11 protein-coding genes are annotated in these 12,674 nt (G+C 68.4%); 4 read left to right on the top strand and 7 right to left on the bottom strand.

The features are described 5' to 3' along the window. Positions 1-780 precede the first annotated feature (780 nt). The 3 genes from AC06FE_RS15940 to cls form a co-directional block, all read right to left on the bottom strand. Positions 781-1,554, bottom strand: a complete 774-nt coding sequence (locus AC06FE_RS15940; RefSeq protein ID WP_478073597.1) for a pyridoxine 5'-phosphate synthase — start codon at positions 1,552-1,554, stop codon at positions 781-783. Further along, positions 1,551-1,865, bottom strand: a complete 315-nt coding sequence (locus AC06FE_RS15935; RefSeq protein ID WP_478073596.1) for a hypothetical protein — start codon at positions 1,863-1,865, stop codon at positions 1,551-1,553. Before AC06FE_RS15935 ends, AC06FE_RS15940 begins: the two co-directional genes overlap by 4 nt. 155 nt (positions 1,866-2,020) lie before the next feature. Beyond that, positions 2,021-3,481: a cardiolipin synthase gene (cls, locus tag AC06FE_RS15930; RefSeq protein ID WP_478073595.1), complete on the bottom strand. Its 1,461-nt coding sequence runs from the start codon at positions 3,479-3,481 to the stop codon at positions 2,021-2,023. A 150-nt stretch (positions 3,482-3,631) separates the two neighbouring features. Between cls and AC06FE_RS15925 the strand changes: the two genes are divergently transcribed. Further along, complete coding sequence (locus AC06FE_RS15925) at positions 3,632-4,729, top strand: PA0069 family radical SAM protein (protein WP_192287185.1); 1,098 nt, start codon at positions 3,632-3,634, stop codon at positions 4,727-4,729. Between the two features lie 21 nt (positions 4,730-4,750). Here AC06FE_RS15925 and AC06FE_RS15920 read toward each other — a convergent pair whose 3' ends face one another. From AC06FE_RS15920 to AC06FE_RS15910, 3 genes are all read right to left on the bottom strand, one after another. Next, a complete protein-coding gene (locus tag AC06FE_RS15920) occupies positions 4,751-5,074 on the bottom strand; it encodes a hypothetical protein (protein WP_478073594.1) in 324 nt (107 codons plus the stop codon). A 79-nt stretch (positions 5,075-5,153) separates the two neighbouring features. After that, positions 5,154-5,855, bottom strand: coding sequence for a 2OG-Fe(II) oxygenase (locus AC06FE_RS15915; protein WP_192287183.1), 702 nt, complete (start codon positions 5,853-5,855; stop codon positions 5,154-5,156). A 129-nt stretch (positions 5,856-5,984) separates the two neighbouring features. Continuing rightward, the gene (locus tag AC06FE_RS15910) at positions 5,985-6,995 is read right to left on the bottom strand and encodes a class 1 fructose-bisphosphatase (protein ID WP_132864045.1); all 1,011 of its coding nucleotides are present in this window, start codon (positions 6,993-6,995) and stop codon (positions 5,985-5,987) included. A 166-nt stretch (positions 6,996-7,161) separates the two neighbouring features. Between AC06FE_RS15910 and AC06FE_RS15905 the strand changes: the two genes are divergently transcribed. Then, positions 7,162-8,394: an MgtC/SapB family protein gene (locus AC06FE_RS15905; protein WP_478073593.1), complete on the top strand. Its 1,233-nt coding sequence runs from the start codon at positions 7,162-7,164 to the stop codon at positions 8,392-8,394. A 171-nt stretch (positions 8,395-8,565) separates the two neighbouring features. Here the strand turns inward: AC06FE_RS15905 and AC06FE_RS15900 are convergent, their stop codons facing one another. Then, entirely contained in the window at positions 8,566-9,768 is a 1,203-nt protein-coding gene (locus AC06FE_RS15900; protein ID WP_132864043.1) for an amino acid aminotransferase, read from the bottom strand. A gap of 174 nt (positions 9,769-9,942) precedes the next feature. On the opposite strand from AC06FE_RS15900, the gene AC06FE_RS15895 reads away from it, so the two are divergent. Beyond that, the gene (locus AC06FE_RS15895) at positions 9,943-12,069 is read left to right on the top strand and encodes a TonB-dependent receptor family protein (RefSeq protein ID WP_478073592.1); all 2,127 of its coding nucleotides are present in this window, start codon (positions 9,943-9,945) and stop codon (positions 12,067-12,069) included. Positions 12,070-12,212: 143 nt separating this feature from the next. Further along, the gene (locus AC06FE_RS15890) at positions 12,213-12,608 is read left to right on the top strand and encodes a hypothetical protein (RefSeq protein WP_478073591.1); all 396 of its coding nucleotides are present in this window, start codon (positions 12,213-12,215) and stop codon (positions 12,606-12,608) included. Positions 12,609-12,674 lie beyond the last annotated feature (66 nt).

Below are 12,674 nucleotides of genomic sequence, written 5' to 3'. Positions count from 1 at the left end.
CGAGCAGGGGCGCCGACGAAATCAGGCTGGCCTGCCCCACCCCCGGCGTGGCAGGTCCAGGAGCGCTACAGGGGGCCGGTGGATAAGTCATGCCTCTCAACGTACCGGGCGCCAGATATCCACAACAGAGCAGCGGGAGGGCTGCCGGTTGCCATCGAACCGGTGTTTATCCACAGGAGAAGGGCAAAGCAGTGCTGCACCAATACCCCGAATGGCCCCGGATGCTCCCGTTTGTGGATAAAAATGCGTTCAAGCGACGAGGGATGCCTGCTTATCCACAGCAATCTGGGGATAAGCGGCTTCGCAGGCCTCCGGTGTGCTTCGTGACCCGGACGACACCTGATTTATCCACAGGCGCTGTCCGGATCAGGCGGGTTGCCTGTACGTGGACCGTTGCAGCTGTGGACAAGTCCGGGCCGGAAGTACGCGGCGCCCGGGAAAATAACGCTACTTGTCGGCCTATTGGTAGAATTTAGGAGAAGATAACCGCCGAAACTGCCCTTTTCGATACGGCGAATCCATCCACAGGGCATTGTCGTCAGGGGCCCAGGAGAGCATCCGCTTCCTGCTACATGCCCCGCGTGTCCTGCAAGTCCTCTTCGGGTGGCCCGGCGTTCCTTCCCCGCTCCGGCATCAGGCGGGCAGGGCCCGCACTTGAGGGGATGGCAGTGGGTGTCTGTGAGAGCCAGCGCCCGGCCTGTGGATAACCATGTGAATGATCATGTGCTCATGCCGCATGCGCATGTCGTCCATCGCCGGGTACCCCGCCTCCGACCTGGATCAGGCGTCGACGGCCGGCTCCCCTGCCCGCTCGATGATCGTCAGGTAGCCTGCCACCGTGGCTTCGATGCCTTCATACAGGGCCTCGCCGATCAGTGCATGACCGATGGAGACCTCCAGCACGTCGGGGACCTGGGTCAGGAAGTGATACAGGTTTGCCTGCGACAGGTCATGTCCGGCATTGACGCCCAACCCGGCGGCCTGCGCGCGGCGTGCGGCATCGGCAAACAGGGCCAACGCCGGGTCCACCGGGCCGGTGGCGAAGGCCTCGGCGTAAGGGCCTGTGTACAACTCGATGCGATCGGCCCCCAGGGCTGCGGCCTGGGCAAGGTCGGGATTGCCGACATCGACGAACAGGCTGACCCGGCAGCCATATCCCTTGAGCGTGGCGATCAACGGACGCAGGCGTTCGCTGTCGCGGCCGAAATCGAAGCCATGGTCGGAGGTGAGCTGGCCGTCGCCGTCGGGTACCAGGGTGACCTGCGCCGGACGGGTCTGCTCGCACAGCGGCAGCAGGCCGGGATAGCCCTCGCGCGGCGGCGCGAACGGATTGCCTTCGATGTTGAACTCCACGCCATGCTGGCGGGTGAGTTCGGACAATGCGTAGACGTCGTCGGCGCGGATGTGGCGCTGGTCCGGGCGCGGATGCACGGTGATGCCGTGCGCGCCGGCGCGCAGGCAGGTCATCGCGGCACGCACGACGTCCGGATCGCTGCCGCCACGCGAATTGCGCAGCACGGCGACCTTGTTGACGTTGACGCTGAGCTGGGTCATGGCTGGTTGGGGTCCTGCAGCTGCGGGGGGGCGGGAGCCGCTGCCGGCGCCGGCAAAGGGGGCGTTGTGGTCGCGGCGTCGGCAGTGGCCGCGGGACGGAGCTGCTCGCGCAGCGCCTGCAGTTCGGCCGCGTGCAGTGGCCGCGGGACATCGTTGACCACGCCGTCGAACTTGGCCGCGTACAGCCCCTTCACCCACAGCAGCATGAACACCAGCGCCGCCACCAACGACAGCACCAGCAGGGCCATGTTCGTCGTGGACAGGGCGAACACGAATGCAGCCAGCGCAAGCAACAGGAACAACCAATACATGGTCTCGACCTCCCCGGAGAGGACTGCAGTTTAACGGCCGCTGCAAGCCCGGTTCCATGGGCCGCGGAATGGACGGAGCGCTGGAAGGCATGGACGGCGAAACGCCCCTGTCGCCGCCGGTTCAGCCATGCCAGGCGGGGCGTGCCGCGCGGTCTTCAGAGCAGTGGTGAGGCCAGCCGGGCCACGGCCTCCGGCAGCCGCTGCCGCCACAGGGGGCGCTGGCTGCTTGGCACCACCTCGGTGGCGCTGTCGAACTCCTGCTGCAGGATGGCGTCCAGCTCGGCGGTCAACCCGCGGTCGTTGTACATCATCGACAGCTCGAAGTTCAGGCGGAAGCTGCGGTGGTCGAAGTTGGCGGTGCCGACGATGCAGGTGTGGTCATCGGCGATGAAGGCCTTGCTGTGCAGCATGCGCGGGCCGTACTCGAAGATGCGCACGCCGGCCTCGAGCAACTCGTCGAAGTAGGAGCGGGCGGCCAGGGTGACGAACTTCGAATCGCTCTGGCGCGGGACCATCAAGCGCGTGTCCAGCCCGCCGAGCGCAGCCGAGGTCAGCGCCATCCGGGCGGCTTCGCCGGGCACGAAGTACGGGGTGACCAGCCAGACGCGGTGGCGGGCTTCCTGGATGGCGGCCACGTGCAGGCGGTGGATCGCCTCCCATGCCGAATCCGGCCCGGAGACCAGCACCTGCGCGCGGATCGTGCCCTGGTCGCGCCGCGGCACGTCGGGTGGGAACAGGTCCTCGCGCCGGAAGTTGCCCGCGCCCTGCCCGGTGGCGTAGATCCAGTCTTCCAGGAACACCAGTTGCAGGCTGTGCACCACATGGCCCCGGATGCGCATGTGCAGGTCGCGATACGCATTGGGGTTGCGGCTGTCGTCTTCCTCGTCGGTGACGTTGATGCCGCCGGTGAAGGCGACCTCGCCGTCCACCACCACCAGCTTGCGGTGCGTGCGCAGGTTCAGCCACGGGCGCTTGAACGGCTTCAACAACTGGCGCGGGTGGAACCAGGCCACCTCGCCGCCGGCGTCGAGCAGCGGTTGCAGGAAGCGCTTGCCGATGCGCGAGGAACCCACCGCATCGAGCAGCAGGCGCACCTTGACGCCGGCCTTGGCGCGTTCGACCAAGGCATCGCGCATGGCGGTGCCGGCGTGGTCGGGCTCGAAGATGTAGTACTCCAGGTTCACGTGGCGACGTGCCTGGCCGATGGCGGCGATGATCGCCGCGTAGGTGGCCGCGCCATCGACCAGCCAGTCGACTTCGGTGGCGGTGCTGGGCGGCAGGCCGGTGGTGGCCTGCCCGACGCGCGCCAGCTCGGTGCAGGTGTCATCCTGCGCGCCGACCGCGTCGTAGGTGCCCAGCCCCTCGCGCGAGCGCCCGCGGCGCAGGCGCTGGCGGACGATGCGTTGTGGGCCGAACAGGTAGAACACGAACAGGCCGATGTAGGGCAGTGCCGCCAAGGACAGGATCCAGCTCAGCGTGGCCACCGGTTCGCGCTTCTGCAGCACGATGTAGCAGGCCAGCAGGACCAGGTAGACCACGTAGGTGGCGGCCAGGATCTGGCCGAGGTGGGGAAGGCTGGACAAGCTGGCCCAGAGGCTGTGGAAGGCATCGCGCATCCGCCGATTCTAGCCATCCGACGGTGCGCGCGAGGGACAAAAGCCGCCCATGGCGCCGGTCGATCACCTTGTGCAAGGCCGGCTGAAGCGCCGGGCAGCTGAATGTGGCCAGTCGCTGACAGTGAGACAGGCGCGCGCTAGCGTAGGCCGATGTCGACCCCCTCCCCCATCAAAGGCCGCGGTGCCAGCAGCTACCTGCCCGGCCGGTTCGAGACACAGCTCACCGAAGCCGTGGACGATGGCTGGGCGACAGAGGAGAGCGAGGAGTTCGCCCAGGCCCGGCTGCGCACGGACGTACGCCCGGAAACCGCGCGCAGCATCATCAGCCGCAACACCTCGCCGGACGTGGGTTTCAGCCAGTCGGTGAACCCGTACCGCGGTTGCGAGCACGGGTGTTCGTACTGTTTCGCCCGTCCCACGCATGCCTACCTCAACCTGTCGCCGGGGTTGGACTTCGAGACCAAGATCTTCGCCAAGGTCAACGCGGCCGACGTGCTGCGCCGGGAGTTGTCCCGGCCGGGCTACGTGCCGCAACCGATCGCGCTGGGCATCAACACCGACGCCTACCAGCCGATCGAACGCAAGCTGGGCATCACCCGGCAGCTGATCGAGGTGATGCTGGAGACCCGGCACCCGTTCTCGCTGATCACCAAGAACGCGCTGGTGGAGCGTGACATCGACCTGCTCGCCCCGCTGGCCGGGCAGCAGCTGGTGAGCGTGCATTTTTCGGTGACCTCGCTGGACCCGCACCTGTCGGCGAAGCTGGAGCCGCGCGCCTCGGCCCCGCATGCCCGCCTGCGCGCGATGCGGCGGCTGAGCCAGGCCGGCATCCCGGTGGGGGTGATGGTGGCGCCGGTCATCCCGTGGATCAACGACGCCGAGCTGGAAGCGGTGCTGGAGGCCGCCCGCGATGCCGGGGCCTGCAGCGCGGGCTATGTGTTGCTGCGCCTGCCTTACGAAGTGGCACCGTTGTTCCGCGATTGGCTGCAGGCGCACTACCCGCAGCGTGCCGAACACGTGATGAGCACCATCAACCAGCTGCGCGGCGGCAAGGATTACGACAGCCAGTTCGGCAAGCGCATGCGGGGCGAAGGAGCGTACGCCGACCTGCTTTCCAACCGTTTCAAGCTGGCGCGCAAGCGGTTGGGGTTTGATGCCCAGAACAGCCATTGGCCGAAGCTGGACTGCAGCCGTTTCATCGCGCCGGCCCCGCCGAAGAAACCGTCGCTGCAGGGCGAGTTGTTCTGAGCGGGCAGGCCGGTTGCCGGGTCAATCGCCGCCACCTCCACCGTCCCCGCCACCATCGCAGCTGCCCCCATCGCCGCTGCAGTCGCTGGCATAGGCATCGGTTCCCAGGATCGGCCCGCCGCCGTCGGATGCGGAGAACGAGTCATCGCGCGGCGTGGCGGCGGCATTGGCCTGGGTGCTGGCGAAGCTCAGGCACAACACCGCGCCGATGACCGGCAGCAGCCAGATCGTGGCGATCTGCAGCACGCGCTGCGAGGCGGACAGGTCCGGCACACGGAACACCGCGCCGGTGGCGAGGAGATTGACCAGGACGAGCAACAGCGCGGCAAGCGCGATCCAGTTCATCGGTGAGCTCCAGTGTTCGCGTGATGCGGGCCGGGTGCGGGGCAGCGTAATGCCTGCCGCGTGAAGGGGGACGTGGCGCCTAAGGCTGCCCGTACAGCCGCTGGGCGGACTGGAACAGGATCCAGCTGGTGGCGATGAACTTGTCGCCGCCCTGCGGGCGGTTGCCGCGATGGGTGTGGGTGAAGGCGGTCGGTGCGATCAGCAGGCTGCCGGTGCGCGGGGCAACCTTGCGTTGCTGGAACAGGAACTCGGTCTGGCCTTCGTCGAAACCGTCGTTGAGGTAGAGCGTCCACAGCAGGTGGCGGTGCAGGGTTTCGCCGCTGGCGTCGCGCGGGAACAGCTCGCAATGCCAGTACGGGTAGCCGCCCTCGCCCGCGGTGTACCACTGCAGGTTGATCGCGCCCGGGCGCAGGCAGGTGCGGGCCAGGTCGGACAGCGCGCGCTCGTCCATGGCGGGGAAATCATCGGCGGTGAGGCGGCGCGGTTGGCCGTCGCTGCCGGGGACCTGCAACATCAGCGGCGAGATCAGGGCCTGTGGATAACGTCGTAGATAACGCAGCAGGCCATTGAAGACGGCGACCTGCAGGCGCTGGTCGACATCGCGCCAATCCTCGCTGCCGCTGATGCGCAGGTCGCGGCTGTGCTTGAGGTCCGGATGCACGCCGCCGCCCACGCGGCCGGGTTGCAGCTGGTTGCTGTGCTGCATGCGCTGCACGATCGCCGCGCAGTCCTGGGCGGACAGCGCGTCGTCGTAAACCTCGATGAAATCCACGTCGCTCATCGGTGGTTCCCAGGAGAACTGAGGCCGATGGTGGCGTGGAACACCTGCTTTGGGTAGTGCCAGGCCCTCCCGGCGGTGCATTGCCGGGAGGGCTGCAGCGGAGCGTGGTCCCGCTGCAACGAGCGGTGATCAGTTGGCGTCGTGGTCGGTGTGGTAACGGGTGGCTTGCGCCACCTCGTTCTTCGAACCGAGGAACACCGGCACGCGCTGGTGCAGCTGGGTCGGCTGGAGGTCGAGGATGCGCTCGCGGCCGTTGGTGGCGGCGCCGCCGGCCTGCTCGACCAGCAGCGCCATCGGGTTGGCTTCGTACATCAGGCGCAGCTTGCCGGCCTTGCCCGGGTCCTTCTTGTCCCACGGATAGATGAAGATGCCGCCGCGGGTCAGGATGCGATGCACGTCGGCCACCATCGAGGCGATCCAGCGCATGTTGAAGTCCTTGCCGCGGCTGCCTTCCTTGCCGGCCAGCAGGTCGGCCACGTAGCCCTGCATCGGCGCTTCCCAGTGGCGCTGGTTGGACATGTTGATCGCGAACTCCTTGGTGTCCGCCGGGACCTGCATGTTGCGCTGGGTCAGGATGAAGGCGCCGGTCTCGCGGTCCAGGGTGAAGGCGTGGGTGCCATGGCCGACGGTCAGCACCAACATCGTGCTCGGCCCGTAGATGCAGTAGCCGGCGGCCACCTGCTGCACGCCCGGCTGCAGGAAGTGTTCGTCGCCGGGCTGCTTCACGCCGGCCGGGGCACGCAGCACCGAGAAGATGGTGCCGACCGAGACGTTGACGTCGATGTTGGAGCTGCCATCGAGCGGATCGAACAGCAGCAGGAAGTCACCCTGTGGGTATTCCGACGGCACCGGCTGGCTGTGGTCCATCTCCTCCGAGGCGCAGGCCGCCAGGTGGCCGCCCCAGGCGTTGGCTTCGAGCAGGATCTCGTTGGAGATCACGTCCAGTTTCTTCTGTGCCTCGCCCTGCACGTTGCCGGTGCCGGCATCGCCCAGCACGCCGCCCAACGCGCCTTTGCTGACGGCGATGGCGATCGAGGTGCAGGCGCGGGCGACCACCGCGACCAGCTGGCGCAGGTCGGCGTTGATGCGCTTGTTCTGTTCTTCCTCGATCAGGAAGCGGGTCAGCGACGTACGGGACATGGACGGGAGCTACCTTCAGACAAAAGGAGCGCTATTGTCGCGGGTTGTCCTGCTTTTTTCGAGCTGATGGCCATGCTGTGTCCTTTTGCGGACAAAAGCAGCCATGCGGCGCTGCCGTTGGCTTTATCCACAGGGTCCGTACCATGGAGGCCCGGAGGGGAGTGGCATGGATTGGAATCAGGTGACACATGGTTTGTTGGCAGCCCTGGGCATCGGGCTGCTGATCGGTGCGGTGCGCGAGCGCCAGCACGGCACGAGCCGCACGCTGCAGGCCGGCGTGCGTACGCACGCCCTGCTGGCGCTGATGGGCGCGGTGGCGATGCTGCTGGGCTTGCCTGCGTTCCTGGTGGCGCTGCTGGCCGCCGCGGCCCTGGCCTGGACCAGCTACCGCATCAGCGCGGCCGACGACCCGGGCCTGACCGGCGAGATCACCATGCTGACCACGGTGCTGCTCGGCGGGCTGGCACTGGAGCAACCGGCGCTGGCCGCCGCATTGGGCGTGGTGGTGGCGATCCTGCTGTGGGCCAAGGCGCCGTTGGCGCGGTTGAGCCGCGAAGTCATCACCGACCAGGAGGTGCGCGATGCGTTGCTGCTGGCAGCGTGCGCGCTGGTGGTGCTGCCGATGCTGCCGTCCGAGGCGGTGGATCCCTGGGGCGTGCTGGTGCCGTACAAGCTCTGGCAGATCGTGGTGCTGGTGATGGGCACCGGCATGCTTGGGCATGTCGCGCTGCGTGCGGTGGGCGCGCGCTGGGGCCTGCCGGTGGCCGGCTTCTTTTCCGGTTTTGCCTCCTCCACCGCTTCGGTGGCGGGGTTCGGGCGCAGCAGCCGGGCGGCACCGGCGCTGGTCCCGCCTTCGGCATCGGCCGCCTTGCTGGCCAACCTGGCCTCGTTGTTGCTGTTCGCGGCGGTGATCGGCACCACCTCGCCGGCCCTGCTGCGCGCCAGTGCGTGGCCATTGCTGGCCGGCGCGCTGGTACTGCTGGGGTTCGCGGCGCTGGGCCTGCGCCATGTGCCGGATGAAGCGGTGCCCGAGACTTCGACGGCAAAGGCATTCCAGCTGCAGCATGCGCTGATGATCGCGGTGGCGATTGCCGCGGTGCTGCTGGTATCGGAAGGGTTGCGCCAGCTGTTCGGCCAGGCCGGGGCGCTGGTGGGCGCGACGGTGGCGGCGCTGGGTGAACTGCATGCGGCGGCGGCAAGCATCGCCAGCCTGACCACGTCCGGCGGGCTGGAGCTGGGCCAGGCGCGTTGGGGCGTGATCGCCCTGCTGGCGTCGGCGTCGTTGGCCAAGTCGGTGCTGGCCTTCCTCAGTGGCGGTGCACGCTATGGCGGCATCGTCAGCGTGGGGCTGGGCGGGATGGTGGTTGGCGCTGCAGTGGTGGCCTGGCTGGTCGGATGAGGAACGTCGGGGAGCGGAAGGGCTTTGCGATCCTGCGGAACCCCACGCATCAGGCATTTGGCCGCTGGCTTCCGGTTCGCCGAGGGCGTGTTGGGGAGAGGCAAAACCCTTCGCGCGGCACTAAAAAAGCCCGGGTTTCCCCGGGCTTTTCAACAGGTCAGCGACGGTCGATCAGCCGCGGCTGACCTCGTAGACGGCCTTGGCCACGTAGTCCAGGTTCTTCTGGCTCAGCGCGGCTACGCAGATGCGGCCGGTGCCCACGGCATAGATGCCGTAGTCGTCACGCAGCCGGTCCACCTGCGCCTTGCTCAGGCCCGAGTACGAGAACATGCCGGCCTGCTTCTCGATGAAGCTGAACTCCGGCGCGCCCAGGGCGGCCAGCTTCTGCACCATGCCGGCACGCAGGGCGTGGATGCGCTCGCGCATCTCGGTGAGCTCGGCATCCCACAGGCCACGCAGCTCGGCGCTGCCCAGCACGCCGGCCACCAGGGCGGCGCCGTGGGTGGACGGGCTGGAGTAGATGGTGCGGATGATGCGCTTGACCTGCGACTGCACGGCCTTGGTCGAGGCCGCATCCGGGCCCACCACCGACAAGGCGCCGACGCGCTCGCCGTACAGCGAGAACGACTTGGAGTACGAATTGGCGACGATGAAGCTGTCGATGCCGGCCTCGGCGATGATGCGCACGGCCTGGCCGTCCGGCTCGATGCCCTTGTCGAAGCCCTGGTAGGCCATGTCGATGAAGGGGAACAGCTGGCGGTCCTTCAGCAGCGCGGCAACCTGCTTCCACTGCTCGGTGCTCAGGTCCGCGCCGGTCGGGTTGTGGCAGCAGGCATGCAGCAGCACCACGGTGCCCGGCTGCAGCTTCTGCAGGTCGGCGACCATGCCGGCGAAATCCAGGCCGTGGGTGGCGTTGTCGAAGTAGGTGTAATCGACCACGTCGAAACCGGCGGCGCCGAACACGGCGCGGTGGTTTTCCCAGCTCGGGTTGCTGATGGCCACGGTGGCGTGCGGCAGCAGCGTGCGCAGCAGGTCCGCGCCGACGCGCAGCGCGCCGCTGCCGCCGATGGTCTGCGAGGTGGCCACGCGGCCGGCGGCCAGCAGGTCCGAACCTTCGCCGAACACCAGCTTCTGCGTGGCCAGGGTGTAGGCCGGCAGACCGTCGATGGGCAGGTAGCCACGCGGTTTGGCCTCGGCCACCAACTGCTGCTCGTACTGCTTGACGGCACGCAGCAGCGGGATGCGGCCGTTTTCGTCGTAGTAGATGCCGACGCCAAGGTTGACCTTGGTCGGGCGGCTGTCAGCGTTGTATGCCTCGGTCAGACCCAGGATCGGGTCGCCAGGAACCTGTTCCACGTTTGCAAAGAAGGACACGGCGGTACTCGTTTCAGAGTGGCGGGGAGTGGGGGTGTCCGGCGCGGATCACGCACGGCGGCCAGAACCGCCACATCGTAGCAGGGTGGGGCGGCGATGGCCGGAGGATTTCAGTTGGAACTACAGCGGCAGTCATGCACGCGTCGCAGGCACCACCTGCGCGATCATGAACGGATGCGCCCCCCTGCCCCGTTCCTGATCGTTTCCGGCCTGTTTCTTGCCGATCCCGTCCACGCCGCCGAACCGGTGCCGGAAACCCTGCGTGCCGTGCAGGTACAGGCGGCCAAGGTGCATGCGGTGGATGACTTCGAATTGCCCGCCTCCAGCACCACGGTGGACGTGGGCACTGCTGGCAATGGCCGCGGCGCGCTGGTGGGCGAAGCGCTGGGCGGCGTGCCGGGCCTGTCGGCGCGCGAACGCCAGAACCTTGCCCAGGACACCCAGCTGTCGATCCGCGGCTTTGGCGCGCGCTCCACCTTCGGCGTGCGCGGCGTGCGCCTGCTCGTCGATGGGGTGCCGGCGACGATGCCCGATGGGCAAGGCCAACTGTCGCATTTCAGCCTGCTCGGCGCGGACCGCATCGAGGTGCTGCGCGGTCCGTTCTCGGCGTTGCATGGCAACTCTTCCGGTGGCGTGCTGCAGCTGTGGAGCGCCGATGGCCAGGCCGGTGACCCGTGGCGGCTGCGCAGCAGCGCCGGCAGCAATGGCAGCGCCAGCACCGGCGTGCAGCTCAAGGGCAAGACGGGGGCGATGCATTACAACGTGGCCGCCAACCACTTCCGCACCGATGGCTGGCGTGACCACAGTGCGGCGCGACGGGAGTCGCTCGCGGCGCGGTTGGGGTTCGCGCTGGCCCCCGGGCAGCGCCTGGACCTGCTGCTCAACGGCTTCGATGCCCCGCACGCGCAGGACCCGCTGGGCCTGACCCGCGCGCAGGTGCAGGCCGATCCACGCCAGGCCACGCCGGTCGCCGCCCAGTACGACACCCGCAAGTCGGTGCGGCAGAACCAGGCCGGGCTGGTCTACACGCTGGACCGGGAACACCAGACCTGGCGCTTGATGGGCTATGCCGGGCAGCGTGCGGTCGAACAGTTCCTGGCGATCCCGCCGGCGACCCAGGGCAACCCGCTGCATTCCGGCGGCGTGATCGATCTGGACGGCAACTACGGCGGCCTGGACGCGCGCTGGGCCTGGCATGGCGCGCTTGCCGGCCGGCCATTGGAGCTGGTGCTCGGCGCCAATGCCGACCGCCAGCGCCAGCACCGCACCGGCTACGAGAACTTCATCGGCACCACCTACGGCATCAAGGGCCGGTTGCGCCGTGACCAGCGCGACCAGGTGCAGAACGTGGACCAGTTCGCGCAGGCATGGTGGCAGTTCAGCCCGCGCTGGTCGGCGCTGGTCGGTGCGCGGCACACGCAGGTGCGGTTCCGCTCGCAGGACCACTACCGCACCGCCGGCAACCCGGATGACAGCGGCCGCCGCGACTATTCGGCCACCACGCCGGTCGGCGGACTGGTGTTCCGCGCCAACGACGGCCTGCGCCTGTACGCCTCGGCGGGCCGCGGCTTCGAGAGCCCCACCTTCAATGAGCTGGGTTACCGCGCCGATGGCGGTGCGGGGATGGCGCTGGACCTGTCCTCCTCGACCAGCCGCAACTACGAACTGGGCGCCAAGTGGCGTGCACAGAGCGGGGCGCGCCTGGAACTGGCGCTGTTCCGCGCCGATACCGATGACGAGCTGGCGGTGGCGACCAACAGCGGTGGGCGCAGCAGCTACCGCAACATCGGCGCCACCCGTCGCCAGGGCGTGGAGCTGGGATGGCAGCAGCCGATCGGCGAAAGCCAGCACCTGCAGCTGGCCTGGACCTGGCTGCAGGCCAGCGTGCGTGACGGCTACCTGACCTGCACCGGCCTACCCGCGCCGTGCCGGGTACCGACCAACCGGGTGGCGCCCGGCAGCCGCCTGCCGGGCGTGCCGCGCCAGCAGCTGTCCGCGCGTTGGCAGTGGCAGCCGGGGGCATGGCAGTGGGCTGCCGAAGTGGTCGCTGCCAGCGACATGGTGGTCAACGACTTGGCCGATGCGCGCGCACCGGGCTACGCCCTGCTGAACCTGGAGGCGGCACGGGAATGGCCGACCACGCGCGGCCCGCTGCGGGTGTTCGCACGCGTGGACAACGTGCTGGACCAGCGCTACATCGGCTCGGTCATCGTCAACGACGGCAACCAGCGCTACTACGAGCCGGGACCGGACCGCGGTGTCACGCTGGGGCTGCAATGGTTGTGGGACCGGGGTTCCTGAGCCTGCGGCGGGCAGCCGTCCAGGGTCCCGCTCTGCCCTGCCCCATTCACCGGCCGTCTCTCACTGTTCGCTAACAGGCAGCTCACGGCGAACTGACGGGAGGGGGCGTAATTGTGGCTGCCCCGCAGGAGGAGGGTCGTGCCATGTACCGCCCTGACCGTGTCGAACACCGCCCCGCCCCGACGTTGTTCAGGGCTGATCCGAGCGTGATCCGGCGCGGGCGACTGCAGCGCAACGCGCATGCCGCCGACGAGGTGGCGCAGGACTTCGTGCAGTACAGCCTGGATGACTACGCGCGTCGCCGTCGTGGCGCACTGCGCTGGCGTGACCTGCAACCGGCCTATGCCTTCGCGCTGGTCACGCACGCGGCGGATTGGCCGCGCGGCAGTGCCGACACCGAAGCCGAGCTGGCCGCGCACTGGGAGCAGAGCCGTGGTGAATCGCGGCTGGGCTGGGAGAAGGTGCGCGGGGTGATCGAGGATGCGTGGCTGGCGCTGGATCGGATGCCGACTGCCGCGGTGCACGTGCGGATCGGGTAAGGGAGCAAGCCCGAGGCGACCCCTCCCCAACCCTCCCCTGGGCTGTGCCCAAGGGAGGGGGTCAAG

It is taken from the genome of Stenotrophomonas sp. Steno-C18 (assembly GCF_056393195.1).
This window is presented reverse-complemented; position numbering and strand designations above follow the sequence as displayed.